Source organism: Guptibacillus hwajinpoensis (genome assembly GCF_020524165.1).
GTDB classification, from domain to species: domain Bacteria; phylum Bacillota; class Bacilli; order Bacillales; family Guptibacillaceae; genus Guptibacillus; species Guptibacillus hwajinpoensis_D.
This window is the reverse complement of the sequence record NZ_JAIVKU010000009.1, coordinates 1-23,937: the sequence shown is the minus strand read 5'-3', so window position 1 is coordinate 23,937 and position 23,937 is coordinate 1. Positions and strand designations below refer to the sequence as shown.

The following is a 23,937-nucleotide window of genomic DNA, read 5'->3' as shown; positions in this document are numbered from 1 at the left end:
AGGATATCCAAGTGCCTAAAGTAACAATGTTCAACCAAACCGGAGCACAAGTCGGCGACATCGAACTCGCTGAAGCAATCTTCGGGATCGAACCAAACGAAAGTGTTATGTATGATGCGGTTATCATGCAGCAAGCATCTTTGCGTCAAGGTAACCATGACGTGAAAAATCGTTCAGAAGTACGCGGTGGTGGAGCTAAACCATGGCGCCAAAAAGGAACAGGTCGTGCTCGTCAGGGCTCAATCCGTTCACCACAATGGGTTGGCGGTGGAGTAGTATTTGGTCCGACACCAAGAAGCTATTCTTACAAGCTACCTAAAAAAGTTCGCCGTTTGGCAATCCGTTCTGCTTTGTCTTCTAAAGTGCAAACAGAGGATATGGTCATCGTGGACAGCATTTCTTTTGATGCTCCAAAAACAAAGGAAATGAAATCAGTACTATCTAGCCTATCTGCAGAAAACAAGGCGCTTATCGTTACAGGAGACTATAACGAAGCAGTTGCATTATCTGCACGCAATATTCCTGGTGTTACTGTTGTAACTTCAGCTGGACTTAACATCCTTGATGTCCTTAAAGCTGACAAACTAGTTATGACAAAAGACGCTGTGGAAAAAGTAGAGGAGGTGCTAGCGTAATGAACGCTCGTGATATCATTAAGCGCCCCGTTATTACTGAAGCTACTACAGACGTAATGGCAGACAAAAAGTATACTTTCGAAGTAGATACTCGTGCTAACAAAACTCAAATCAAGAGTGCTCTTGAAGAAATTTTCGGAGTAAAAGTTGCTGGAGTAAATACTCAGAACTATATGGGTAAAAAGAAACGTGTTGGCCGCCACAGCGGATTTACACCACGTCGCAAAAAAGCTATCGTGACGCTTACACCAGAAAGCAAAGAATTGGACTTCTTTGAAGGCGTCTAAAAAATAATAGTGAAGGAGGGAAATAAGAATGGCGATTAAAAAGTACAAACCGACCACAAACGGTCGTCGTGGTATGTCAGTATCTGACTTTGCTGAAATCACAACTGACCAACCGGAAAAATCGTTACTTGCACCGCTTCATAAAAAAGGCGGACGTAACAATCAGGGTCGCTTAACTGTTCGTCACCAAGGTGGCGGTCATAAGCGTAAATATCGTGTTATTGACTTTAAACGAGACAAAGATGGAATACCAGGACGCGTTGCTACGATCGAATACGATCCAAACCGCTCTGCAAACATCGCTCTTATCAACTATGCTGATGGAGAAAAGCGTTACATTCTTGCTCCAAAAGGACTTAAAGTAGGAACTGAAATCATGTCTGGCGCTGAAGCTGACATTAAAGTAGGAAACGCTCTTCCACTAATCAACATTCCAGTTGGTACAACAATTCACAACATTGAACTTAAGCCAGGCCGTGGCGGACAGCTTGTTCGTTCTGCTGGTGCAGAAGCTCAGCTTCTTGGTAAAGAAGGTAGATACGTACTAGTACGTCTTCGTTCTGGAGAAACTCGTATGATTCTTTCTACTTGCCGCGCTACTATCGGTCAGGTTGGTAACCTTGAGCACGAGCTTATCAATATTGGTAAAGCTGGTCGTTCTCGCTGGTTGGGCATCCGTCCTACAGTTCGTGGTTCTGTAATGAACCCAGTTGATCACCCACACGGTGGTGGTGAAGGTCGTGCGCCGATCGGACGTAAATCACCAATGTCACCTTGGGGCAAACCAACCCTTGGATTTAAGACTCGTAAGAAAAACAAAGAATCCGACAAGTACATCGTACGCCGTCGCAAAAAATAACGGGATTTACCTACGGTTCCGCGGAGCCGTAGCATAATCTCAAAAGGGAGGTTCACAAATGGGTCGTAGTTTGAAAAAAGGACCTTTTGTCGACGATCATTTAATGAAAAAGGTCGAAGACTTAAATGAAAAGAGCGACAAAAAAGTTATTAAAACTTGGTCTCGTCGTTCAACAGTATTCCCAGAATTTATTGGACACACTTTTGCAGTATATGATGGACGCAAGCACGTACCGGTTTATGTAACAGAAGACATGGTCGGTCATAAGCTTGGTGAATTTGCTCCAACTCGCACATATCGCGGGCACGCTGCAGATGACAAAAAAACTAGACGTTAATTTGAGGGGAGGTACAACGAATGCAAGCTAAAGCTGTTGCAAAACACGTGCGTATTGCTCCTCGTAAAGCACGCTTAGTCGTAGATCTCATTCGAGGAAAGCAAGTCGGTGAAGCTATTGCGATTTTGCGCAACACAAACAAAGCTGCTTCTCCAGTAGTTGAGAAAGTGCTTAACTCTGCGATCGCTAATGCAGAGCACAATCTTGAGCTAGAACCGAACAATCTTACGGTTTCTCAAGTGTTTGTGGACGAAGGAGTAACAATGAAACGTTTCCGCCCACGTGCTATGGGTAGAGCTAGCCGCATCAACAAGCGCACTAGCCACATCACAGTCGTGGTATCAGAAAAGAAGGAGGGATAACGAGTGGGTCAGAAAATTAATCCGGTAGGACTTCGAATTGGTGTCATTCGTGATTGGGAGTCTAAATGGTACGCAGACAAAGATTACGCTAACCTTTTACACGAAGATATTAAAATTCGTGAATATATTGAAAAACGTTTGAAAGATGCATCTGTTTCAGCTGTTGAAATCGAACGTGCAGCAAACCGAGTGAATGTTACAGTGAAAACTGCTAAGCCTGGTATGGTAATCGGTAAAGGTGGTTCTGAAGTTGAGTCTCTTCGTAAGTCTCTCGCGGAACTAACAGGAAAGAAAGTTCACGTTAACATTTTCGAAATTAAACAAGCTGACATCGATGCAACACTTGTTGCTGATAACATCGCTCGTCAACTTGAAAACCGAGTTTCATTCCGTCGCGCTATGAAGCAAACAATTCAACGCGCAATGAGATCTGGAGCTAAAGGAATTAAAACGCAAGTATCTGGCCGTCTAAACGGTGCTGATATTGCTCGTTCTGAATCATACAGTGAAGGTACTGTACCTCTTCACACACTACGTGCTGACATCGACTATGGTACTGCAGAAGCAGATACTACTTACGGTAAGCTTGGTGTGAAGATTTGGATCTATCGTGGTGAAGTCCTTCCAACGAAAGGAACGCAAAAAGAGGAAGGGGGAAAATAAATCATGTTGTTACCTAAACGTGTTAAATACCGCAGAGAACATCGCGGAAAAATGCGCGGACGTGCTAAAGGTGGCACTGAAGTAGCATTCGGTGAATACGGTCTACAAGCTCTTGAAGCTAGCTGGATCACAAACCGTCAAATCGAGGCAGCTCGTATTGCTATGACTCGTTACATGAAACGTGGCGGTAAAGTTTGGATTAAAATTTTCCCATCAAAGCCTTACACTGCTAAACCACTTGAAGTACGAATGGGTTCCGGTAAAGGTGCTCCTGAAGGCTGGGTAGCTGTAGTAAAGCCAGGGAAAATCTGTTTTGAAATTGCAGGCGTATCTGAAGAAGTAGCGCGCGAAGCACTTCGTCTTGCTTCTCACAAATTGCCTATTAAAACTAAGTTCGTAAAACGCGAAGAAGTGGGTGGTGACACAAATGAAAGCTGAGGAAATTCGTAACTTGACCACTGCCGAAATCGAGCAGAAAGCGAAATCGTTTAAAGAAGAACTTTTCAATCTTCGCTTTCAACTTGCTACAGGTCAACTGGAAAACCCAGCCCGCATTCGTGAAGTCCGTAAATCAATCGCTCGCGCAAACACTGTTTTGCGTGAAAGAGAGTTAGGAATCACAAACGGTTAATATGAGGGGAGGTTTGCGAAATGAGCGAACGCAATAATCGCAAAGAATACACTGGGCGTGTTGTCTCTGACAAAATGGATAAGACAATTACTGTTTTAGTTGAGACATACAAAATGCACCCTTTATACGGTAAACGTGTTAAGTATTCTAAAAAGTTTAAAGCACATGATGAAAACAACACTGCAAAAATCAACGACGTGGTAACAATCATGGAAACTCGTCCGGTATCTAAAGATAAGCGTTTCCGTCTTGTGGATGTAGTTGTAGAAGCAGTTATTATCTAAATGAACTCGGATCATTGAATAATGTCCGAAGGGAGGTCTTTCTAGATGATTCAACAGGAATCTCGTTTGAAATCAGCTGACAACTCTGGTGCTCGTGAACTACTATGTATCAAAGTACTTGGTGGCTCTGGTCGCAAAACTGCTAATATCGGTGACGTAATTGTTTGTTCGGTGAAACAAGCAACACCTGGTGGCGTTGTTAAGAAGGGTGAAGTCGTAAGAGCTGTTATTGTACGCAGTAAGTCTGGCGTTCGTCGTCAAGATGGTTCATACATCAAGTTCGACGAAAACGCAGCGGTTGTTATCCGTGATGACAAAGGACCGCGCGGAACACGTATTTTCGGACCAGTTGCTCGCGAACTACGTGACAACCAGTTTATGAAAATCGTTTCTCTAGCTCCAGAAGTTCTTTAATCATTTGAAAATAGATGCCTTGTAAGGAGGTGCGCGACCTTATGCACGTAAAAAAGGGAGATAAAGTAAAAGTTATTTCTGGTAAGGATAAAGGTAAACAAGGTGTGATCCTTGAAGCTTACCCGAAAAAAGAAAGAGTTATCGTTGAAGGTGTCAACCTTGTTAAGAAACACTCAAAACCATCCCAGGCTAATCCTCAAGGTGGAATCATTGAGCAGGAAGCAGCGATCCACGTTTCTAACGTAATGGCGCTTGATCCGAAGTCTGGTGAACCGACTCGCGTTGGATACAAAGTAGACAACGGGAAAAAAGTTCGTATCTCAAAAAAATCCGGTGAAGTACTCGATAAGTAGTTCGTAGCGAAAGGAGGTCAATCCCGATGAATCGTTTCCAAGAAAAGTATCAAAATGAAACTAAACCTGCACTGATGGAGAAATTTAATTATTCCTCTGTTATGGAAGTTCCAAAACTTGAAAAAATCGTAATCAACATGGGTGTTGGTGACGCTGTACAGAACCCGAAAGCTCTTGATACAGCTGTTGAGGAACTTGAGTTGATCTCAGGTCAAAAACCCCTAATCACTCGTGCTAAGAAGTCAATCGCTGGCTTTAAGCTTCGTGAAGACATGCCAATCGGTGCAAAAGTTACTTTGCGCGGTACTCGTATGTTTGAATTTCTAGATAAACTTATTTCTGTTTCACTACCTCGTGTACGTGACTTCAGAGGTGTTTCTAAGAAAGCATTCGACGGCCGTGGTAACTACACACTTGGTATTAAAGAACAGTTGATTTTCCCTGAAATTGATTACGATAAAGTAAATAAAGTACGCGGAATGGACATCGTTATCGTAACAACAGCTAATACGGACGAAGAGAGCCGTGAAATGTTGACTAACCTAGGTATGCCATTTCAAAAGTAAGTAAGGAGGGAAAATTGTGGCGAAAAAATCAATGATCGCGAAACAACAGCGTCAAGCTAAGTTTAAAGTTCAAGAATACACACGTTGTGAACGTTGCGGACGTCCTCACTCTGTTATTCGTAAGTTTAAACTTTGCCGTATTTGTTTCCGGGAACTTGCACACAAAGGTCAAATCCCAGGCGTTAAAAAGGCTAGCTGGTAAACCCGAAATAGGGAAGGAGGTAATTACTAATGGTCATGACTGATCCAATTGCAGATATGCTTACAAGAATTCGTAATGCGAACACAGTTCGTCACGAAAAACTAGAGTTGCCTGCATCGAATTCGAAAAGAAACATCGCTGAAATCCTCAAACGTGAAGGTTTTGTACGTGATGTTGAAATGATCGAAGACAACAAACAAGGAATCATCCGTATCTTCTTAAAGTACGGTTCAAATAACGAACGCGTTATCACTGGATTAAAGCGAATCAGTAAACCTGGTCTTCGCGTATACGCTAAAGCAGACGAAGTACCACGTGTACTTGGCGGTCTAGGAATCGCTCTAGTTTCTACTTCTAAAGGAATTATGACGGACAAAGAAGCTCGTCAACAGCAAGTAGGCGGAGAAGTTCTAGCGTACGTTTGGTAATTCTTAAAAGCAGAATGGAGGTGTAATTATGTCACGTGTCGGACTTAAACCGGTTGACATCCCAAGTGATGTAACAATCGATATCAAAGGAGACGTTGTAACGGTAAAAGGACCTAAAGGGGAACTTTCTCGTACATTCAGCTCTGATATCAAAGTAAACATTGAAGAGAACGTGCTAACAGTAGCTCGTCCTTCAGATAACAAAGAGCACCGTGCTCTTCACGGAACAACTCGCAGCCTGATCGCTAACATGGTTGAAGGTGTGACTAAAGGCTTTGAAAAAGGTCTTGAAATCATCGGTGTTGGTTACCGTGCAAGTAAATCTGGTCAAAAACTTATCCTTAACGTAGGTTACTCTCACCCAGTTGAGATGGTACCTGAAGAAGGAATTGAAATTGATGTTCCTTCTAACACAAAAGTTGTTGTTAAAGGAATTGATAAAGAACGCGTTGGAGCTGTTGCAGCAAACATCCGCGCTGTCCGTACTCCAGAACCTTACAAAGGTAAAGGAATTCGTTACGAGAACGAATATGTACGTCGTAAAGAAGGTAAAACAGGTAAATAGGTAAAAACCTAGCGGAAAGGAGTGACGTTTAATGATCACTAAGGCCGATAAAAACAAAGCACGTCAAAAAAGACATGCTCGCGTACGCCGCACAGTTACCGGCACGACTGAACGTCCGCGTCTAAACGTATTCCGTTCTAATAAGAACATCTATGCTCAGCTTATCGATGACACTAAAGGTGTTACAATCGTTGGAGCTTCAAGTATGGAACAAGGAATTGACGTTAAACACGGCGGTAACACAGAAGCAGCTGTGAAAGTCGGAGAAGCTATCGCAAAGCGTGCTGTTGAAGCAGGTTATTCAGAAGTGGTTTTTGACCGCGGAGGATACCTCTATCACGGACGTGTAAAAGCTCTTGCTGACGCAGCGCGTGAAGCAGGACTGAAATTTTAATAAAAAGGAGGTTAACTCATGCCTAGCATTGATGCTAACAAACTAGAACTTGAAGAACGCGTAGTTACCGTTAACCGCGTAGCGAAAGTTGTTAAAGGTGGACGTCGTTTCCGCTTCGCAGCAATCGTAGTTGTCGGAGATAAAAACGGTCACGTTGGATTCGGAACTGGTAAAGCGCAGGAAGTTCCTGAAGCAATTCGCAAAGCTATTGAAGATGCGAAAAAGAACTTAATTACTGTTCCTATCGTAGGAACTACAATCCCTCACCAAATCACAGGTCATTTCGGAGCTGGTAACGTACTATTGAAGCCTGCTTCTGAAGGTACTGGAGTTATCGCTGGCGGACCCGTTCGTGCGGTACTTGAACTTGCTGGTGTAGGTGACATTCTATCGAAGTCTCTTGGATCTAACAATCCGATTAACATGGTGCGTGCAACACTTAACGGCCTTGAAAACCTTAAGCGTGCTGAAGACGTTGCGAAGCTTCGTGGAAAATCTGTAGAAGAGCTACTAGGTTAAGGGAGGGAAATTAGATGGCTAAGCAATTAGAAATCACCCTCACACGTAGTGTGATTGGTCGCCCTCAAGACCAACGCGTGACGGTAAAAACACTTGGACTTAAAAAAATGCATCACACGGTTGTTCATAACGACAATCCTGCGATTCGTGGTATGATCAACAAGGTATCTCACCTTGTAACTGTTAACGAAATTGATGCGTAAAAAATCTATACATTGAGGAGGTGCCCACAATGAAACTACACGAACTAAAACCATCTGAAGGTTCTCGTAAAGAACGCAACAGACTTGGTCGCGGTATTGCTACTGGTAACGGTAAGACATCTGGCCGTGGTCAAAAAGGTCAAAAAGCTCGTTCTGGCGGCGGTGTACGCGTCGGTTTCGAAGGAGGACAACTTCCAATCTTTAAACGTCTACCGAAACGTGGATTTACAAACATGAACCGTAAAGAGTTCGCGATTGTTAATCTTGATTCGCTTAACCGTTTTGAAGATGGAACTGAAGTTTCTCCAGAACTTCTATTAGAATCTGGCGTAGTTAGCAAAGAAAAAGCTGGAATTAAGATTCTAGGTAATGGTAAGCTTGAGAAAAAGCTTACCGTGAAAGCCCACAAGTTCTCTGCTTCTGCAAAAGAGGCGATTGAAGCGGCAGGCGGAAATACTGAGGTGATCTAATGTTCCAAGCAATCTCCAACATTATGCGCGTAGGTGATATTAGAAACAAAATAATCTTCACCCTACTCATGCTTGTCGTGTTCCGTATCGGAACATTCATACCCGTCCCTGGTGTGAACAGAGATGTATTACAATTTCAAGATCAAATGAGTCTCTTCGGAGTTCTCAACACCTTTGGCGGTGGAGCGTTGCAAAACTTCTCCATCTTTGCCATGGGAATTATGCCTTACATCACTGCTTCTATCATTGTGCAGCTTTTACAAATGGACGTTGTCCCGAAGTTTACCGAATGGTCTAAACAGGGCGAGGCCGGACGTAAAAAGCTAACACAAGTTACTCGTTATGGAACGATCGTACTTGGACTTGTCCAAGGTATCGGTCTTTCAATCGGGTTTAACAATATTGTTGGAGGTCAGTTGATCAGTAATCCCGGTGTACTAACGTATCTAAATATTTCTCTTGTTTTAACAGCCGGAACGGCTTTTTTGATGTGGTTAGGCGAACAGATCACAGCAAAAGGTGTTGGAAATGGAATCTCAATTATTATCTTTGCAGGGATTGTAGCTGCAATTCCTCCAGGGCTTAATCAGCTCTACGCTCAGATGTTTGAAGGCTCCCAGGATGAGTTGTTCATTAACATCGTAACACTTGCGATTATTGCTCTTGCAGCACTTGCAATTGTTGTCGCTGTTATCTTTGTTCAACAAGGTCTTCGTAAAATTCCAATTCAATATGCTAAACGAACTGTTAACCGCAGACAAGTAGGTGGTCAATCCACTCACTTACCGATTAAAGTTAATGCAGCAGGTGTTATTCCAGTTATCTTTGCGATATCACTGATCATTACTCCACCAACGATCGCCAGGTTGTTCGGAGATAATTCGGTAACGGAATGGATCATCAGGGTGTTTGACTATACACAACCTATTGGTATGGTCGTGTATGCGTTACTCATCATTGGATTTACGTATTTTTATACGTTTGTTCAGGTTAATCCGGAAAAGATGGCTGAGAATCTGAAGAAACAGGGTGGATACATTCCTGGTATTCGTCCGGGTAATGCAACCGAAACGTACATTACTCGAATTCTCTACCGTTTAACGTTTGTAGGAGCACTTTTCCTTGCTGTTATATCGATTATTCCGGTATTTTTCACAACCGTAGCAGGACTGCCGCAGACGCTGCAAATCGGCGGAACAAGCTTGCTGATCGTTGTTGGGGTAGCGCTTGATACGATGAAGCAAATTGAAAGTCAATTAATTAAACGTCATTATAAAGGCTTTATTAAATCTTGAGGATAAACTGGGAAGAACTTTCTTCCCCTCCTTCATCCTCGATTGGGTGACGTGCGGAGGGATTAGATGAATCTAGTATTAATGGGGCTTCCGGGTGTCGGAAAAGGAACCCAGGCAGAAAAGATTGTCGAAAAGTATGGCATCCCTCATATCTCTACAGGAGATATGTTCCGAGCAGCGATCAAAGAAGGAACGCCTCTTGGTCTAAAAGCAAAAGAGTACATGGATTCTGGAAACCTCGTACCTGATGAAGTAACAATTGGTATAGTACGAGAGCGTTTAGGAAAAGATGATTGCGAAAAAGGCTTTCTACTTGATGGTTTTCCAAGAACAGTCGCACAGGCTGATGCGCTTGAAACGATCTTAGCCGATCTCGGTAAAAAACTCGACTATGTGATTAACATTGCGGTTGAGGAAGATCAGCTCATGCAGCGTTTAACCGGGCGTCGCGTTTGCAGAAATTGTGGAGCAACCTATCACGCAGTTTTCAATCCTCCTAAGGAAGAAGGAGTTTGTGATAAGTGCGGTGGAGAACTTTATCAACGCGATGATGATAAAGAAGAAACTGTGCGTACTCGCCTTGAAGTCAACAAGCAGCAACAGCAGCCATTGTTGACCTTTTATGAAGGCAAAGGCTATCTTAAAACCATTGATGGCAATAGAGACATCAATGAGGTTTTTGAAGATGTCGATCAACTCCTCAAAGGATTGTCGTAATGATTATTTGCAAGACTCCTCGTGAACTTGATATCATGCGAGAAGCAGGCAGAATTGTCGCGTTAACACATCAAGAATTACAGAAGCACATCAAGCCTGGAGTTACGACAAAAGAGCTGGATACGATTGCCGATCGGTTTATTCGTCAGCTTGATGCAATTCCTTCCTTTAAGGGTTACAATGGATTTACTGGAAGTATATGCGCTTCAGTTAATGAAGAGCTTGTACATGGTATTCCAGGGGGTCGCGTGTTGGCGGAAGGAGATATAATTAGTATCGATATTGGTGCTAAGTATAAAGGTTACCATGGAGATTCAGCATGGACCTATCCTGTTGGCACTATCTCAGAAGAAGACGAACGGTTGTTAAAAGTTACCGAGGAATCGTTATATAAAGGGTTGGATGAGGCGAAGGCTGGTAGGAGGCTTTCAGATATCTCTCATGCGATCCAAGCATATGCCGAAGCTGAGGGTTTTTCGATTGTACGAGAATATGTTGGTCATGGTGTAGGTCAGGACCTTCATGAAGATCCTCAAATTCCCCATTACGGTCCTCCAGGAAAAGGACCGAGGCTGAAGCAGGGAATGGTCCTTGCGGTAGAGCCGATGGTGAATCAGGGCTCTCGCTACGTTCGAACACTTTCGGATAATTGGACTGTAGTAACAACTGACGGTAAGAACTGCGCTCATTTCGAGCACACGATTGCCGTTACGGAAGAAGGATATGAAATACTAACAAAGGCCTAAGTGAAGGTGATGGTTCGTGAAAGAGTCGGATACCGTTCCCGAGATCGGTCAGATCGCTCGGAATAAACGGGGAAGAGACGCTGATCAATATAGCGTGATTGTAGGGATTGTAGATGAACGTTATGTTTTCTTAGCGGACGGGGATAAACGAAAGTTTGATCGTCCTAAGCGGAAGAACCTCGCACACCTTGAGCTGGTAGAGTATATATCCCCTGAGGTAAAGCGAAGTCTTGAAGAAACGGGCCGTGTCACAAATGGCAAGCTGCGTTTCGCGATCTCAAAGTATTTGAATGAACACGTCATTGATTTAAAGGAGGGAGAGCAAGTAGATGGCTAAAGAAGAAGTAATTGAAATGGAAGGCACGGTTATCGAACCTCTACCGAATGCAATGTTTCGAGTAGAACTCGAAAACGGTCATAAGATTCTTGCTCACGTATCCGGAAAGATACGCATGCATTACATTCGTATTTTACCAGGTGACAAAGTAACTGTTGAGCTTTCTCCATATGATTTATCACGTGGACGTATCACGTATCGTTATAAATAAGAAATTAATCTCCGTATATAAGGAGGGTTAAAATAATGAAAGTAAGACCGTCAGTAAAACCAATGTGTGAAAAATGTAAAGTTATTCGCCGTAAAGGTAAAGTCATGGTTATCTGTGAAAATCCAAAGCACAAGCAAAAACAAGGCTAATATATAAGGAGGTGCAACGTAATGGCACGTATTGCTGGTATTGATGTTCCACGCGAAAAGCGCATCGTAATCGCGTTAACTTACGTTTATGGAATCGGTAAAACAACTGCGAAACAAGTTCTAGTTGATGCTGGTGTTTCTGAAGACACTCGCGTACGCGACTTAACTGAAGAAGAGCTCGGAAAAATCCGTGAAGTGGTAGACAAAATTAAAGTTGAGGGTGATCTTCGTCGTGAAATCTCACTTAACATTAAACGTCTAATCGAAATCGGTTCTTATCGTGGTATCCGCCACCGTCGTGGTCTTCCTGTCCGAGGTCAACATACGAAGAACAACTCTCGTACTCGTAAAGGCCCTCGCCGTACAGTAGCTAACAAGAAGAAGTAAGGGAGGTAATTAACAAATGGCTAAACAACGTAAAGCAAATACGCGTAAAAAGCGCGTGAAAAAGAATGTTGAGAGTGGAATAGCTCACATCCGTTCTACTTTTAACAATACTATTATTACGATTACTGACACTCACGGAAATGCGATTTCTTGGGCAACTTCCGGTAACATGGGCTTTAAAGGTTCTCGTAAGTCTACTCCATTCGCTGCTCAAATGGCTGCTGAAACTGCAGGTAAAACTGCACAGGAGCATGGCATGAAAACTGTAGAAGTTTCTGTTAAAGGCCCTGGAGCTGGTCGTGAAGCTGCGATCCGTGCACTTCAAGCTGTAGGTCTAGAGGTTACTGCGATCCGTGACGTAACTCCAGTACCTCATAACGGCTGCCGTCCGCCAAAACGTCGTAGAGTCTAAGGTAGTAGAGAGTTCAAAAACGTAGATATTCCCTTCGGGAGAATGCCTGGTTTTGAACAATCTCTTATGGAAAGATTCAATCTATCGGTATACAATTGATGAACATGTCAATAATGATAATGTATAAATTGTTGACGGTTGACGAATCATAATTAGGTTGTTGGTATTTGGACCGCCTAAGGGGATTATTCGGTTAGACAGCATGTCTAACCGAAGTTCGACGTTTTGAAGGAGGGTTTGTTGGATGATCGAAATCGAAAAGCCAAAAATTGAAGCGGTAGCTATCAACGAGGATGCTAAATACGGAAAGTTTGTTGTAGAACCATTAGAGCGTGGTTATGGAACTACCTTGGGTAACTCCCTTCGTCGTATCCTGTTATCTTCACTTCCTGGTGCTGCTGTTACATCTGTACAAATTGAAGGAGTTCTCCATGAGTTTTCTACAATTGAAGGCGTACATGAAGATGTAACAACTGTCATTCTTAATCTTAAGAAATTAGCTATGAAAGTTTACTCTGAAGAAGAGAAAACATTAGTAGTTGATGTGCAAGGCCCAGGAACGGTAACAGCTGGAGATATTACTCATGACAGCGACGTGGAGATCTTAAACCCTGACCTTCATATTGCTACCCTTTCTGCTAATGCTCGTTTCCAAATGCGAATTACTGCAATTCGCGGAAGAGGCTATGTACAAGCGGAAGGAAACAAAAATGATGAACAGCCAATCGGAGTTATTCCGGTTGACTCGATCTTCACTCCTGTTTCTCGTGTTAACTACCAGGTTGAAAACACTCGCGTTGGCCAGGTAACTAATTATGACAAACTAACCCTCGATGTTTGGACAGATGGAAGCATTCGTCCTGAAGAAGCTGTATCACTAGGCGCAAAGATTTTAAATGAACATTTAAATATCTTTGTGGGCTTAACAGATCAGGCTCAAAATGCTGAAATTATGGTCGAAAAAGAAGAGGATCAAAAAGAGAAAGTGCTTGAGATGACAATCGAAGAGCTCGATCTCTCAGTTCGTTCATATAATTGCCTGAAGCGTGCTGGCATTAATACTGTTCAAGAACTAACTCAGAAGTCTGAAGAAGACATGATGAAAGTTCGTAATCTTGGACGTAAGTCACTTGAAGAGGTACAAGAGAAGCTTGAAGAGCTTGGACTTGGACTTCGTAACGAAGAATAGATATTTAAGTTGTTGATTTCATTAACAACAAAGGAGGGAATACTTCATGGCATACCAAAAGTTAGGTCGTACAAGTGATACGCGTAAAGCGCTATTCCGTGACCTTGTTACAGATTTGATCATCAATGAACGTATTGAAACGACAGAATCGAAGGCGAAAGAGCTTCGTTCTTTCATCGACAAAATGATTACGCTTGGTAAACGCGGAGATCTTCACGCACGTCGTCAAGCAGCTTCTTTCATCCGTAACGAAGTAGCGGATCAAGAAAGCGGTCAAGATGCAGTTCAAAAACTATTCAGCGATATCGCTCCTCGTTATGCAGAGCGTCAAGGCGGTTACTCTCGTATCCGTAAGCTTGGACCACGCCGCGGTGACGGTGCTGAAATGGTTATCATCGAGCTAGTATAAGACGCACTTGATTAAAAGGGCGGGACAGGATCTCGACATTGGATACTGATTCTATGCCCTTTTTTCGTGCGTTTTTTTGTTTAAACGCACATTCTCAAGTGGTTGCATGCTGCTTGCCATTAAAGAAAGTCTGGCAGATGCCAGGCTTTTTTTATAGGATTAGATGCTGGCATAGCGATCGATATGCTGATAGGAAAAAGGGGCGGTTTTGCTGCCCGCCTTTTTTTCGCACCAGTATCATAGCCAGAGGCGATCACCGCTTGAAATTAGCAGAGGTAGGAGGAACGAGTATGGAAGAACTTATCACCGTTCAAGATGTATCCTTTCGATATCAGGAAGATCAACCACATGTGTTACATGGCGTATCGCTATCTGTCTATAAAGGCGAGTGGCTAGCCATTGTCGGGCACAACGGGTCAGGGAAGTCGACGCTTGCCAAACTTTTAAACGGTTTGCAACTTCCTGAAAAAGGTGATGTTCTCGTTGAAGGGTACAATAGCCGAGATGAGGAAAGCATTTGGGAAATCAGAAGAAGAGTAGGAATCGTATTTCAAAATCCTGATAATCAGTTTGTTGGTACCTCCGTTCGAGATGATGTTGCATTTGGACTGGAGAATAGTGGGATGGCGAGAGAACTAATGTTAGAACGTATAAATGAGAGCGTTCAAAAGGTCCGAATGGAAGATTACCTTGACCAAGAGCCACATCGACTTTCTGGTGGACAAAAGCAACGGGTAGCGATTGCTGGGATTATTGCTTTAAGGCCATCCATTGTTATCTTAGATGAAGCAACGTCAATGCTTGATCCTGCTGGACGTAAAGAAGTCATACAAACGATGCGGAAGTTGAAAGAAGAAGAAGGTATGACGGTTATTTCGATCACTCATGATCTTGAAGAAGCCGCACAGGCAGATCGCCTTGTTGTCATGAACGCAGGAGAAGTCATCGATGAAGGGCTTCCTGCGGAAGTCTTTAAAAAAGGTGATATGCTGGAGCAAATCGGGTTAGATCTGCCGTTCCCACTACAGGTGCAGCGAGCGCTCAGTGAGAGAGGATACGATTTCTCAAGGCTTACTTTATCTCAGAAGGAACTGGTGAACGAGCTATGGACATTACAATCAAAGATTTAGAGCATTCGTACAGTAAAGGAACACCGTTTGAACGAAAAGCTCTTTCAAACATAAATCTATCGATACCATCAGGGACATTTCAAACAATCATCGGTCATACGGGTTCAGGAAAGTCTACGTTAATACAGCATCTAAATGGACTTCTTAAGCCTACGCAGGGAAGTATCGAAATTGGAGACTTTAAAATCCAAGCTGGTGTAAAAGAGAAAAGGTTAAAAGCATTGAGAAAACATGTAGGGATTGTTTTTCAATATCCAGAACATCAGCTTTTTGAAGAAACCATTGAAAAAGACATTCTTTTTGGTCCGCTTAACTTTGGTGTTCCAGAAGACGAAGCAAAGAAGCGCGCAGCAAAACTTATTCAGCAAGTGGGACTTGATGAATCTTATCTCAGTCGCTCTCCCTTTGATTTAAGTGGCGGCCAAATGAGGCGAGTTGCCATTGCTGGAGTTCTCGCCATGAAACCATCCATCCTTATATTGGATGAGCCAACCGCTGGGCTTGATCCGCGGGGGAGACGGGAAATTATGGATCTTTTCTATCGTTTACATCAAGAAGAGGGATTAACTACGATTCTTGTTACTCACAGCATGGAAGATGCAGCACGTTTTTCTGATGACATTCTGATTATGGAGAAGGGTGGGATCGCCCTGCAAGGAAAACCTGAAACCATTTTCTCCAACCCTCATTCCTTAAAAAAATTAAGTCTTGATGTCCCAGAAACAGTCCAGTTTATTCATCGTCTGGAAGAGCGGTTTAATAAGAATCTTCCTCATAGTGTTTTTACGCTTGAGGCAGCAGTGGATGCAGCGTTATCGGTTTTGCAGAAAGGAGAGGATTCCTAATGCAAAATATCATTATTGGGCAGTATGTACCAGGACAATCTTTTATTCATAAACTTGATCCGAGAGCTAAGCTTCTAACGGCATTTCTTTTTGTTATTATTGTCTTTTTAGCGAACAATTGGATCACCTATGCATTGTTCGGGGCTTTTACCTTACTAGCGATATTCGTCTCAAAATTACCACTTCGCTATATTTATAATGGTTTAAAGCCGATCTTGCTCGTCATTATTTTAACGTTTTTACTTCACGTGTTTTTAACAAAAGAAGGACCTTTGCTTTTGGATTGGGGTTTTCTTAAGGTGTATGAAGGGGGTGTGGAGCAGGGAATCTTTATCTCGCTTCGACTTCTATTTCTAATAATGATTACTTCGCTGTTAACTCTTACCACTACGCCAATTGATATCACAGTTGGGATTGAAACATTGCTTGGCCCAATGAAGAAAATTGGTTTACCTGTTCATGAGTTTGCATTAATGATGTCGATCGCGCTTAGATTTATTCCTACCCTTCTGGAAGAGACAGAGAAAATCATGAAAGCTCAATCAGCACGTGGTGCGCAATTTTCAAGTGGCCCAATGAAGGAACGCTTAAAAAGTATCGTCCCTCTTCTTGTCCCGCTCTTTGTTAGTGCGTTTAAACGTGCAGAGGATCTTGCCATGGCGATGGAAGCAAGAGGATATCGAGGGGGAGAAGGTAGAACGAGCATACGTTTACTAAAATGGTCTGGGAAAGATACAACATTATTTGTGATTCTTCTCCTGCTCTGTGTTAGTTTACTACTGCTAAGAAGTTAGGAGAGAATGTGTGATGCAACGGATAAAAATGACGCTCTCTTATGACGGGACTGCTTATAATGGCTATCAGGTGCAGCCGAATGGACGCACAGTGCAGGAGGAAGTACAGCGAGCATTAAAGCAAATGCATAAAGGGGAAACCATTATCGTTACTGGATCGGGAAGAACTGATGCACGTGTGCACGCGTGCGGCCAAGTGATTCATTTTGATACGACGCTCTCAATTCCTCTTGAAAATTGGACTCGAGCTTTAAATGCGCAGCTTCCTGATGATGTGAGGGTTTTGCACACAGAAGCTGTATCGAGTGATTTTCATGCAAGATACGACGTTGTTCGAAAGACATACCAATACCGAGTGCACAATCGCGCAGCGGTGGACGTCTTTAGAAGAAACTATGCGGTACATGAGCCGCACACACTTAATGTGCTGGAGATGAAGCGTGCAGCTGCAGATCTCATTGGTGAGCATGACTTTACCTCTTTCTGCGCTAGTAAGACAGATGTGAAGAATAAAGTGAGAACCATCTATCGAATTGAGATTGAGCAAATGCAAGACGAGCTAGTTTTTACATTCGAAGGGAGCGGCTTCCTTTATAATATGGTGCGCATTCTGATGGGCACGTTACTGGAAGTAGGGAAGGGTCGCCGTTCAGCTAATGAAATGTCGTCTATCCTTAACGCAAAAGATCGAAACAAAGCAGGTAAAACAGCTCCTCCCCATGGACTCTATTTATGGGAAGTCTCGTATTCTTAGAAAAGGAAAGAAAGTTCTTAAACACTTGACATTTGTCTCCCAGTATTATAAGATATTCTTTGGTATTTCTACATCCACTTGCCCCGGATTTAGAAATCTGACTGACAACTGACAATGAATTTTCTGTGGTAGTTTTAAAATAAATTGGATTGATTTTAGGAGGGAAACTCATGCGTACAACATTTATGGCTAAAGGCCACGAAGTCGAGCGCAAATGGTACATCGTTGATGCTGAAGGTCAAACACTTGGCCGTCTAGCAAGTGAAGTAGCAGCGATCCTACGCGGTAAAAATAAAGTAACTTTCACACCTCACGTTGACACTGGTGATCATGTGATCATCCTTAACGCTGAGAAAATTGAACTAACTGGTAACAAACTTAATGACAAGATGTACTATCGTCATAGTGGACACCCAGGTGGTTTGAAATCAAGAAATGCTCTTGAAATGCGTACTAACCGTTCTGAGCAAATGCTTGAACTTGCAATCAAAGGTATGCTTCCAAAGAACAGCCTTGGTCGCCAAATGATTAAAAAGCTTCACGTATTCGCTGGTAGCGAGCACAATCACCAGGCTCAACAGCCTGAAAAATACGAACTAAGAGGATAATTAAAAGGAGGGAATCAACTTGGCACAAGTACAATACAACGGCACTGGCCGACGTAAACACTCTGTAGCACGCGTACGTTTACTTCCTGGTAACGGACGTATGGTTATTAACAACCGTGAGATCGACGACTATTTCGATCTAGAAACACTTAAGCTTATCTCTAAGCAACCACTAGTTGAAACTGGCACTGAAGGCACTTACGATATTTTCGTAAATGTTAGCGGTGGTGGATTCACTGGACAAGCAGGCGCGATCCGTCACGGTATCGCTCGTGCACTTCTACAAGCTGATCCGGAATCACGCGCAACACTTAAGAGCGCTGGTTTCCTAACTCGTGATGCTCGTATGAAAGAACGTAAGAAATACGGTCTTAAAGCAGCACGTCGTGCACCTCAGTTCTCAAAACGTTAATTTGTTTTATTCAAAACCTCTGGCTTCGAGCCAGGGGTTTTTTTGTTGTTTTTGACAAGACGAATTGGAATGAGCAATCTACAATACTGAAGGAATTACCAGTTCATATATCGCATACTCCCTGACGCTTGAGTGAGACTAAAACAAAACAACTCGAGAGGATGGGTGAGATGGACAATGTGATTACCGTATTCAAAGAACGTCAGCGTCATAAGCGCCTTGAATTCGAACGGAGAATTTTAATTGAAATATCGCTAAAGGAGTTATCGGATAACATCAGGGATTTGTTTTCTCCATTTTTCTCTGATGCTATTCTCTACAAAGGAGATGTGGAGAATGTCTGCATGGATATTGCCATTGAAGCGTATTTACTTGGCGCAGAGTATAGCAAGTTCTCCTATTATGGAGAACCGATGACGAAGGTGCATAAACGTTGTTTTAAACTAGAGAAAGCGCTCATAGAAGCTCTCTTTGACTATTGGCTTTTTTGGAAAACGTCAGAGGGGTATGAGGAGTCCTTACACATTACGTGTGATGTTTTTGTTTCAAGTTGGTGGAAAGCAGGTTGTGAAAAAGGAATGATGAGACGTCGCCTTCGCCTGCAATAGCCGCTAAAGTTTCAAGACTAATTCTTTCACCTGTCCCATATAGATAAGGTAGGACAAAATAAGGGGCGGTGTTGGAAAAGTATGAAGAAGTGGTATAAGCGATTTGGCGTTGCCACTGGTATTATCGTGCTGTTATTTATCATTAATTACAAATTTGCCATTGATTCTTCATGGGATGCCTGGCATCTACCTTTATCAGGTCAGGTTATTGTGATTGATCCCGGTCACGGGGGCGCTGATGGAGGAGCAGTAGGTAATAATATCGTAGAAAAAGATATTGCTCTCAAAATATCTCTTAAGTTAAGGGATTATCTTCAGGAAGCGGGTGCCCTTGTCATTATGACAAGAGAGACGGATACAGACCTGGCATCTGAAGGAACGAAAGGACTAAGTAATCGAAAAGCAGAGGATTTAAGAAATCGTGTAGAGCTTATCAACGAGGGAAGCCATAATCTTTTTGTTAGTATTCATTTAAATGCCATTCCTTCTTCCAAATGGAGTGGAGCTCAGACATTTTATAATCCTGTAAATGAAGAAAGTGAGGCGCTATCTCGGTTTATTCAAAATGAAATAAAGCGAAATTTAGAAAATACGAATCGACTGGCGAAGAACATGGACAGTGTTTATTTACTTAGAGAAGCTGAAATTCCAGGGTCCCTCGTGGAGGTAGGTTTTCTTTCAAATCCCTCGGAGAGAGAACTGTTGAATACAGACACCTATCAGAACAAAGTAGCAGCAGCCATTTACCAGGGGATTATTCGATATGCCACTAACGAGCCAGTGCCAGAAGAATAATCACTGGCTCGTTTCAGTAAAGAGATTTTACGTGAAGCACCGTAGTCAAAACTCTCTGAATGATATGTTATACTAGCAATGTAATCGAATTCAGAGAAGGTGGTGCCTCCATGTTAACGAAAGATCAGGTCGTTGAATTACTACAAAAGGTGCAAGATCCTATTTTACATAAAAGTATCACGATTCGTGATGTGAAAACGAAGGAAGGCTATGTCAGTGTGAAGGTAGCCCTTGCTCAAACTGAATCAGCTGAGCAAATGAAGGTTCAGCAGGAGATTGTGAACACCTTAAAAGGCGCTGGTGCAGAATCTGTTGGGTTACGTTTTGAACAATTAGCTGATGAAGAACTTCCTGAGGGAACGTCAGCTAACCCGGATCTGCCTCCATTGCTTTCTCCAGAGAGTAAAACACAGTTTATTGCAGTAGCGAGTGGTAAAGGGGGCGTTGGGAAATCGACGGTTACCGTAAACCTTGCAACGTCACTTGCTCGTCTAGGGAAAAAGGTTGGTATTATTGATGCGGATATTTACGGATTTAGCGTTCCAGATATGATGGGTATTGAAACGAGACCAAAAGTAGAGAATGAAAAAATCTATCCTGTTCAGCGCTTTGGCGTTAAAGTTATGTCGATGGCTTTCTTTGTAGAAGATAACGCTCCTGTTATCTGGCGCGGACCAATGCTTGGCAAAATGCTAAATAATTTCTTTAGTGAAGTGGATTGGGGAGAACTAGATTATCTGTTACTTGATTTACCACCAGGTACTGGAGATGTTGCTCTTGATGTTCACACGATGCTCCCTGCATCAAAAGAGATTATTGTCACAACTCCACATGCTACTGCTGCTTTCGTTGCAGCACGAGCGGGAGCAATGGCGCTTAAGACGAAACACGAAGTCCTTGGTGTCGTAGAAAATATGTCTTACTTTGAAAGTAAAGTAACGGGAGAGAAAGAGTATGTCTTTGGCCAGGGCGGCGGAGATAAATTAGCTTCTGAATTATCAACGGATATTCTTGGCAGACTTCCTCTCGGGCAACCAGACTTCGACGAAGCTGAATTTGCGCCATCCGTTTATCAAGAAGATCATCCAATAGGAATGCAGTATCTTCAAATTGCTAATGAGATTATAAAAAGAACCGCGGAATAAAAGGGAAAGGACATGCCTTGTGGCATGTCCTTTTGTTTGGTTAATCCTGACCATTAGAGCTACCTGCACTCTTTGAATCAGAACTACCCGTTCCTTCTTCCTTACCGCCTCCGGAAGATTTCAGTTGCTCTGACGTAATTCCTGTAAGCATTTCCTGAATTTTAGCTTGAAATAGTGGACTTTCAAATGTTTCGGCAATTAAATCTTTAATTTGTTGACGGGATTGCTTACTTTCAAGGAGCTGTAAATAATGTTTTTCCATGACTGGATCTTGGAGCAGATCCATCATCTTTTCTTGATAGTCAGGATCATCCATGAGTGACTTGAATAATTTCTTGTTCTCATCCTGAATGTATTTAGCGAAGTTCTCAACGAATGTAGGGTCCTTCAACATTTCTTGCCAGTATGCTTTTCCTTCTTCAGTTGTCAAAACTTTCTGTATCGTTTCTTTCACAAATGGCTGTTCCATAACGAGTTGTTTCTTTATTTCTTCATCGGACATCACTTCTTGAATCGCTTTTTTACCCTCGTCGGATTTTAGCAAGTCGACAAGCATTTTTTTCGTTTCTTCATAATTGGCCTGAGATCCTTCAGCAGAACCGGTGGCACAACCAGCGATAAGAAGAATGACAAATCCGAGCGTAAGTAGTCTGAAACGCTGACTCATATGACTGCGCTCCTTTCTCAAGATCTTATTCTTAATATTAGGCGAAACTGTGAATTTATACCCGGTGAATAAAGGAAGGGTAGCAATTTAAAAGTGGCATTGGTACAATTCAACATAGAAGCACCATTAACGTTCACGGGGGTTTGATCTTGAAAACAAGAAATCTTGTTTATTTATTCTTTACAACCCTTCTGATTGGATCAACAGCCGGTATGCTTACAGGTATTGTCTTAGACTGGTCACAGTACTGGACAGATCTAAAAAATGGAGAATTACTCTCGTTTCTAATTGTAATACTCTGGTTATTAGGAGTATCAAGCATCTTTAGTTTGATTAGTCAGATGGGTTTTTTTGCGTATTTAACCATTCATCGTTTTGGATTAGGTATTTTCAAATCAGTAAGACTCTGGAATACAATCCAGGTTGTCTTAATTGCAGTCGCTTTATTTGATTTAGTCTACTTCCGCTATGCTGTTTTTGCAGAAGAGGGTGAAAGTGTAACTAGCTACATACTGATTGCATTATTTCTTTTGGTGGTAGGACTCATTACGGCATATGTGAAGCAAAAAGAAACAAATAAGCAGGCGTTTATACCCGCTCTTTTCTTTATTGTCGTTGTCACCATTCTCGAATGGATCCCGGGACTACAAAGCAATGATCCAAAGTGGCTTTGGCTTATTTTGATCCCTCTACTAGTAAGCAATGTATGGCAATTGCTTACACTTCATCGTTTGATTCAAAAAGAAGTATAGACAAAAGCCGCTTTCCAATTGGAAAGCGGCTTATTTTATTTCTTTACTTTTAATATTGGCGTTTGAAACAAGTTCGCTGACTGTAGCGAAAGAATAGCCTTTCTTCTTTAGAGCAGCAATCATTTCTGGAAGAGCTTCTGCGGTCTGTTTTGCTGAATCAGATGCGTGCATAAGCACAATGTCTCCTGGATCAATTTCTTTTGTAACATTCTGAACAATATTCTCTACCCCTGGGTTTCTCCAGTCTTCAGAATCAAGACTCCAGTGAATAACAGTATAATTAAATTTGTCTGAAAGCAAGAGGACGCGTTTATCAAAGTTTCCATTCGGGGGTCTAAGTAAGTGTGGCTCTTCATCGGTAACTTTTTTTATAGCTTCGCTCGAACGAATAATGTCTTTCTTGATCTCCTCATCTTTCATGGTTGTGTAGTTCTCGTAGCGATAACCAAGGTTGCCAATTTCGTGACCATCTTTCGTAATCTGTTCAACAATTTCAGGATGACGTTCCGCCCAAGCTCCAGAAATAAAAAACGAAGCTTTCACATTGTTTTGTTTTAATTCTTCCAGAATAGGAATTGCTTTTGTTTCCCCCCAACTAATATCAAAAGTTAAGGCAAGCCGTTTCTCATCACTCTTCACCTGATCCACGGCGAGCGGGACATCATTATTTGTAAACACGGCGAGGTCTCCACCTTCAACAAATAGAATAATGGCAGCAAAGAAAGCAGCCGTTACTATAATAAGTCCCTGTTTGATTCTGATCCCATTCCAAATCCAAAAAAACTTCATTATGCACCCCCTTTGTCCCATTCATATGCGAAAAGTTTCTTAACTATGTACAAACTGTTATGGAAACACATAAAACACAAATCACCTGGTCATACTGGGGTGAGGAAGGAGCGATACAGATGATTGGGCTTTTAGTTAACTTTAAAGAAATGAAAGAAATTGAGTATTTGCTTAAGCGAGAAATGGAAGAACTATTATTGGATCTAGATAACAGTAGGCTTGATGGGTTGATTAAACGGGCGATGGAAGAGCGCTATCAGCTTCTGTTAGGTATCTATAAACGAACTGCCACGCAAGCAGAAATAGCAAAGTACGTACGCATCTTGAAAAAAAGTTCAAATTAATTTAAATTACCCCTTGTCAAAAAGAAGAACTACCTGTATATTTATATAGGTCGCCGCAACAACGCGGTTGACACGAAAAACAATTTCAAAAAAGTTGTTGACGCCAACTGAGTTAATATGGTATATTAATAAAGTCGCTGAAAACGACATTGAAAGAAACAAATTGCTCTTTGAAAACTGAACGAAACGCCATGTAAGTAGTTGTTTCTACGGAAACAAACATTGTTTTAAAAGCTAGATTAAGCTTTCTATCGGAGAGTTTGATCCTGG

General features: G+C 42.3%; 42 protein-coding genes. 40 read left to right on the top strand and 2 right to left on the bottom strand.

Features of this window, described 5'->3' with window-relative positions; all coding sequences use genetic code 11:
• Positions 1-11 precede the first annotated feature (11 nt).
• From rplD to LC090_RS20815, 38 genes are all read left to right on the top strand, one after another.
• Positions 12-635: a 50S ribosomal protein L4 gene (rplD, locus tag LC090_RS21000; protein WP_224591382.1), complete on the top strand. Its 624-nt coding sequence runs from the start codon at positions 12-14 to the stop codon at positions 633-635.
• A complete protein-coding gene (gene rplW / locus LC090_RS20995) occupies positions 635-922 on the top strand; it encodes a 50S ribosomal protein L23 (protein ID WP_098445976.1) in 288 nt (95 codons plus the stop codon). Before rplD ends, rplW begins: the two co-directional genes overlap by 1 nt.
• Before the next feature lie 28 nt (positions 923-950).
• Entirely contained in the window at positions 951-1,781 is an 831-nt protein-coding gene (gene rplB / locus LC090_RS20990) for a 50S ribosomal protein L2 (protein ID WP_226660062.1), read from the top strand.
• Positions 1,782-1,839: 58 nt separating this feature from the next.
• The gene (rpsS, locus tag LC090_RS20985; RefSeq protein WP_048313326.1) at positions 1,840-2,118 is read left to right on the top strand and encodes a 30S ribosomal protein S19; all 279 of its coding nucleotides are present in this window, start codon (positions 1,840-1,842) and stop codon (positions 2,116-2,118) included.
• A 20-nt stretch (positions 2,119-2,138) separates the two neighbouring features.
• Positions 2,139-2,480 carry a 50S ribosomal protein L22 gene (rplV, locus tag LC090_RS20980; RefSeq protein ID WP_048313327.1) on the top strand — a complete coding sequence of 114 codons (342 nt, stop codon included), beginning with the start codon at positions 2,139-2,141 and terminating at the stop codon, positions 2,478-2,480.
• Between the two features lie 3 nt (positions 2,481-2,483).
• Positions 2,484-3,143 (top strand): 30S ribosomal protein S3, encoded by a 660-nt coding sequence (gene rpsC / locus LC090_RS20975; protein WP_098445978.1) that lies wholly within the window; start codon positions 2,484-2,486, stop codon positions 3,141-3,143.
• Positions 3,144-3,146: 3 nt separating this feature from the next.
• Positions 3,147-3,581 carry a 50S ribosomal protein L16 gene (rplP, locus tag LC090_RS20970; RefSeq protein ID WP_048313329.1) on the top strand — a complete coding sequence of 145 codons (435 nt, stop codon included), beginning with the start codon at positions 3,147-3,149 and terminating at the stop codon, positions 3,579-3,581.
• Positions 3,571-3,774, top strand: a complete 204-nt coding sequence (gene rpmC, locus LC090_RS20965; protein ID WP_048313330.1) for a 50S ribosomal protein L29 — start codon at positions 3,571-3,573, stop codon at positions 3,772-3,774. Before rplP ends, rpmC begins: the two co-directional genes overlap by 11 nt.
• A 20-nt stretch (positions 3,775-3,794) precedes the next feature.
• Complete coding sequence (gene rpsQ, locus LC090_RS20960) at positions 3,795-4,058, top strand: 30S ribosomal protein S17 (RefSeq protein WP_224591384.1); 264 nt, start codon at positions 3,795-3,797, stop codon at positions 4,056-4,058.
• A 45-nt stretch (positions 4,059-4,103) separates the two neighbouring features.
• Positions 4,104-4,472, top strand: coding sequence for a 50S ribosomal protein L14 (rplN, locus tag LC090_RS20955; RefSeq protein WP_098445980.1), 369 nt, complete (start codon positions 4,104-4,106; stop codon positions 4,470-4,472).
• A gap of 41 nt (positions 4,473-4,513) precedes the next feature.
• Positions 4,514-4,825, top strand: coding sequence for a 50S ribosomal protein L24 (gene rplX, locus LC090_RS20950; RefSeq protein WP_224885170.1), 312 nt, complete (start codon positions 4,514-4,516; stop codon positions 4,823-4,825).
• A gap of 26 nt (positions 4,826-4,851) precedes the next feature.
• Entirely contained in the window at positions 4,852-5,391 is a 540-nt protein-coding gene (gene rplE / locus LC090_RS20945; protein ID WP_226660061.1) for a 50S ribosomal protein L5, read from the top strand.
• Positions 5,392-5,407: 16 nt separating this feature from the next.
• The gene (gene rpsN / locus LC090_RS20940; RefSeq protein ID WP_098445982.1) at positions 5,408-5,593 is read left to right on the top strand and encodes a 30S ribosomal protein S14; all 186 of its coding nucleotides are present in this window, start codon (positions 5,408-5,410) and stop codon (positions 5,591-5,593) included.
• Positions 5,594-5,622: 29 nt separating this feature from the next.
• Positions 5,623-6,021, top strand: coding sequence for a 30S ribosomal protein S8 (gene rpsH, locus LC090_RS20935; protein WP_098445983.1), 399 nt, complete (start codon positions 5,623-5,625; stop codon positions 6,019-6,021).
• Between the two features lie 28 nt (positions 6,022-6,049).
• Positions 6,050-6,586 (top strand): 50S ribosomal protein L6, encoded by a 537-nt coding sequence (gene rplF, locus LC090_RS20930; RefSeq protein WP_226660060.1) that lies wholly within the window; start codon positions 6,050-6,052, stop codon positions 6,584-6,586.
• Between the two features lie 31 nt (positions 6,587-6,617).
• The gene (gene rplR / locus LC090_RS20925) at positions 6,618-6,980 is read left to right on the top strand and encodes a 50S ribosomal protein L18 (RefSeq protein ID WP_194220300.1); all 363 of its coding nucleotides are present in this window, start codon (positions 6,618-6,620) and stop codon (positions 6,978-6,980) included.
• 18 nt (positions 6,981-6,998) lie between these two features.
• Positions 6,999-7,499: a 30S ribosomal protein S5 gene (rpsE, locus tag LC090_RS20920; RefSeq protein ID WP_224591390.1), complete on the top strand. Its 501-nt coding sequence runs from the start codon at positions 6,999-7,001 to the stop codon at positions 7,497-7,499.
• A gap of 14 nt (positions 7,500-7,513) precedes the next feature.
• The gene (gene rpmD, locus LC090_RS20915; protein WP_098445987.1) at positions 7,514-7,702 is read left to right on the top strand and encodes a 50S ribosomal protein L30; all 189 of its coding nucleotides are present in this window, start codon (positions 7,514-7,516) and stop codon (positions 7,700-7,702) included.
• Between the two features lie 29 nt (positions 7,703-7,731).
• Entirely contained in the window at positions 7,732-8,172 is a 441-nt protein-coding gene (rplO, locus tag LC090_RS20910) for a 50S ribosomal protein L15 (protein WP_098445988.1), read from the top strand.
• Positions 8,172-9,467 carry a preprotein translocase subunit SecY gene (secY, locus tag LC090_RS20905; RefSeq protein WP_224591395.1) on the top strand — a complete coding sequence of 432 codons (1,296 nt, stop codon included), beginning with the start codon at positions 8,172-8,174 and terminating at the stop codon, positions 9,465-9,467. The genes rplO and secY overlap by 1 nt, the downstream gene beginning before the upstream one ends.
• Positions 9,468-9,533: 66 nt before the next feature.
• Entirely contained in the window at positions 9,534-10,184 is a 651-nt protein-coding gene (locus LC090_RS20900; RefSeq protein ID WP_226660059.1) for an adenylate kinase, read from the top strand.
• Positions 10,184-10,930 carry a type I methionyl aminopeptidase gene (map, locus tag LC090_RS20895; RefSeq protein WP_226660058.1) on the top strand — a complete coding sequence of 249 codons (747 nt, stop codon included), beginning with the start codon at positions 10,184-10,186 and terminating at the stop codon, positions 10,928-10,930. Before LC090_RS20900 ends, map begins: the two co-directional genes overlap by 1 nt.
• 16 nt (positions 10,931-10,946) lie before the next feature.
• Positions 10,947-11,267, top strand: coding sequence for a KOW domain-containing RNA-binding protein (locus LC090_RS20890; RefSeq protein ID WP_226660057.1), 321 nt, complete (start codon positions 10,947-10,949; stop codon positions 11,265-11,267).
• Positions 11,260-11,478, top strand: coding sequence for a translation initiation factor IF-1 (infA, locus tag LC090_RS20885; RefSeq protein WP_098445993.1), 219 nt, complete (start codon positions 11,260-11,262; stop codon positions 11,476-11,478). Before LC090_RS20890 ends, infA begins: the two co-directional genes overlap by 8 nt.
• Positions 11,479-11,513: 35 nt before the next feature.
• Positions 11,514-11,627, top strand: coding sequence for a 50S ribosomal protein L36 (rpmJ, locus tag LC090_RS20880; protein WP_003720928.1), 114 nt, complete (start codon positions 11,514-11,516; stop codon positions 11,625-11,627).
• 21 nt (positions 11,628-11,648) lie between these two features.
• Entirely contained in the window at positions 11,649-12,014 is a 366-nt protein-coding gene (gene rpsM, locus LC090_RS20875; protein ID WP_048313347.1) for a 30S ribosomal protein S13, read from the top strand.
• A gap of 16 nt (positions 12,015-12,030) precedes the next feature.
• Positions 12,031-12,426, top strand: a complete 396-nt coding sequence (rpsK, locus tag LC090_RS20870) for a 30S ribosomal protein S11 (RefSeq protein ID WP_224591407.1) — start codon at positions 12,031-12,033, stop codon at positions 12,424-12,426.
• A gap of 244 nt (positions 12,427-12,670) precedes the next feature.
• Positions 12,671-13,615 (top strand): DNA-directed RNA polymerase subunit alpha, encoded by a 945-nt coding sequence (locus LC090_RS20865; protein ID WP_226660056.1) that lies wholly within the window; start codon positions 12,671-12,673, stop codon positions 13,613-13,615.
• Between the two features lie 46 nt (positions 13,616-13,661).
• Positions 13,662-14,024, top strand: coding sequence for a 50S ribosomal protein L17 (rplQ, locus tag LC090_RS20860; RefSeq protein ID WP_098445995.1), 363 nt, complete (start codon positions 13,662-13,664; stop codon positions 14,022-14,024).
• Between the two features lie 290 nt (positions 14,025-14,314).
• Positions 14,315-15,154: an energy-coupling factor ABC transporter ATP-binding protein gene (locus LC090_RS20855; protein WP_226660055.1), complete on the top strand. Its 840-nt coding sequence runs from the start codon at positions 14,315-14,317 to the stop codon at positions 15,152-15,154.
• A complete protein-coding gene (locus tag LC090_RS20850; RefSeq protein WP_226660054.1) occupies positions 15,130-15,999 on the top strand; it encodes an energy-coupling factor ABC transporter ATP-binding protein in 870 nt (289 codons plus the stop codon). The genes LC090_RS20855 and LC090_RS20850 overlap by 25 nt, the downstream gene beginning before the upstream one ends.
• Positions 15,999-16,793, top strand: a complete 795-nt coding sequence (locus LC090_RS20845; protein ID WP_226660053.1) for an energy-coupling factor transporter transmembrane component T family protein — start codon at positions 15,999-16,001, stop codon at positions 16,791-16,793. The genes LC090_RS20850 and LC090_RS20845 overlap by 1 nt, the downstream gene beginning before the upstream one ends.
• A gap of 13 nt (positions 16,794-16,806) precedes the next feature.
• Positions 16,807-17,547: a tRNA pseudouridine(38-40) synthase TruA gene (gene truA / locus LC090_RS20840; RefSeq protein WP_226660052.1), complete on the top strand. Its 741-nt coding sequence runs from the start codon at positions 16,807-16,809 to the stop codon at positions 17,545-17,547.
• Positions 17,548-17,717: 170 nt separating this feature from the next.
• The gene (rplM, locus tag LC090_RS20835) at positions 17,718-18,155 is read left to right on the top strand and encodes a 50S ribosomal protein L13 (RefSeq protein WP_048313355.1); all 438 of its coding nucleotides are present in this window, start codon (positions 17,718-17,720) and stop codon (positions 18,153-18,155) included.
• A gap of 19 nt (positions 18,156-18,174) precedes the next feature.
• Complete coding sequence (gene rpsI / locus LC090_RS20830; protein WP_098446000.1) at positions 18,175-18,567, top strand: 30S ribosomal protein S9; 393 nt, start codon at positions 18,175-18,177, stop codon at positions 18,565-18,567.
• 170 nt (positions 18,568-18,737) lie between these two features.
• Complete coding sequence (locus tag LC090_RS20825) at positions 18,738-19,175, top strand: DUF2521 family protein (protein WP_226660051.1); 438 nt, start codon at positions 18,738-18,740, stop codon at positions 19,173-19,175.
• A gap of 81 nt (positions 19,176-19,256) precedes the next feature.
• Positions 19,257-19,970 (top strand): N-acetylmuramoyl-L-alanine amidase CwlD, encoded by a 714-nt coding sequence (cwlD, locus tag LC090_RS20820; RefSeq protein ID WP_226660050.1) that lies wholly within the window; start codon positions 19,257-19,259, stop codon positions 19,968-19,970.
• 110 nt (positions 19,971-20,080) lie between these two features.
• Entirely contained in the window at positions 20,081-21,115 is a 1,035-nt protein-coding gene (locus LC090_RS20815; RefSeq protein ID WP_226660049.1) for a P-loop NTPase, read from the top strand.
• 40 nt (positions 21,116-21,155) lie between these two features.
• Here the strand turns inward: LC090_RS20815 and gerD are convergent, their stop codons facing one another.
• Positions 21,156-21,782 carry a spore germination lipoprotein GerD gene (gerD, locus tag LC090_RS20810; protein ID WP_226660048.1) on the bottom strand — a complete coding sequence of 209 codons (627 nt, stop codon included), beginning with the start codon at positions 21,780-21,782 and terminating at the stop codon, positions 21,156-21,158.
• Between the two features lie 149 nt (positions 21,783-21,931).
• Between gerD and LC090_RS20805 the strand changes: the two genes are divergently transcribed.
• Positions 21,932-22,534 (top strand): KinB-signaling pathway activation protein, encoded by a 603-nt coding sequence (locus LC090_RS20805; protein ID WP_226660047.1) that lies wholly within the window; start codon positions 21,932-21,934, stop codon positions 22,532-22,534.
• Between the two features lie 30 nt (positions 22,535-22,564).
• Here LC090_RS20805 and pdaB read toward each other — a convergent pair whose 3' ends face one another.
• The gene (gene pdaB / locus LC090_RS20800; RefSeq protein ID WP_226660046.1) at positions 22,565-23,323 is read right to left on the bottom strand and encodes a polysaccharide deacetylase family sporulation protein PdaB; all 759 of its coding nucleotides are present in this window, start codon (positions 23,321-23,323) and stop codon (positions 22,565-22,567) included.
• Positions 23,324-23,442: 119 nt separating this feature from the next.
• Here pdaB and LC090_RS20795 point away from each other — a divergent pair, with 119 nt between their 5' ends.
• Positions 23,443-23,667 (top strand): hypothetical protein, encoded by a 225-nt coding sequence (locus tag LC090_RS20795; RefSeq protein WP_226660045.1) that lies wholly within the window; start codon positions 23,443-23,445, stop codon positions 23,665-23,667.
• The last annotated feature ends 270 nt before the right edge of the window (positions 23,668-23,937 follow it).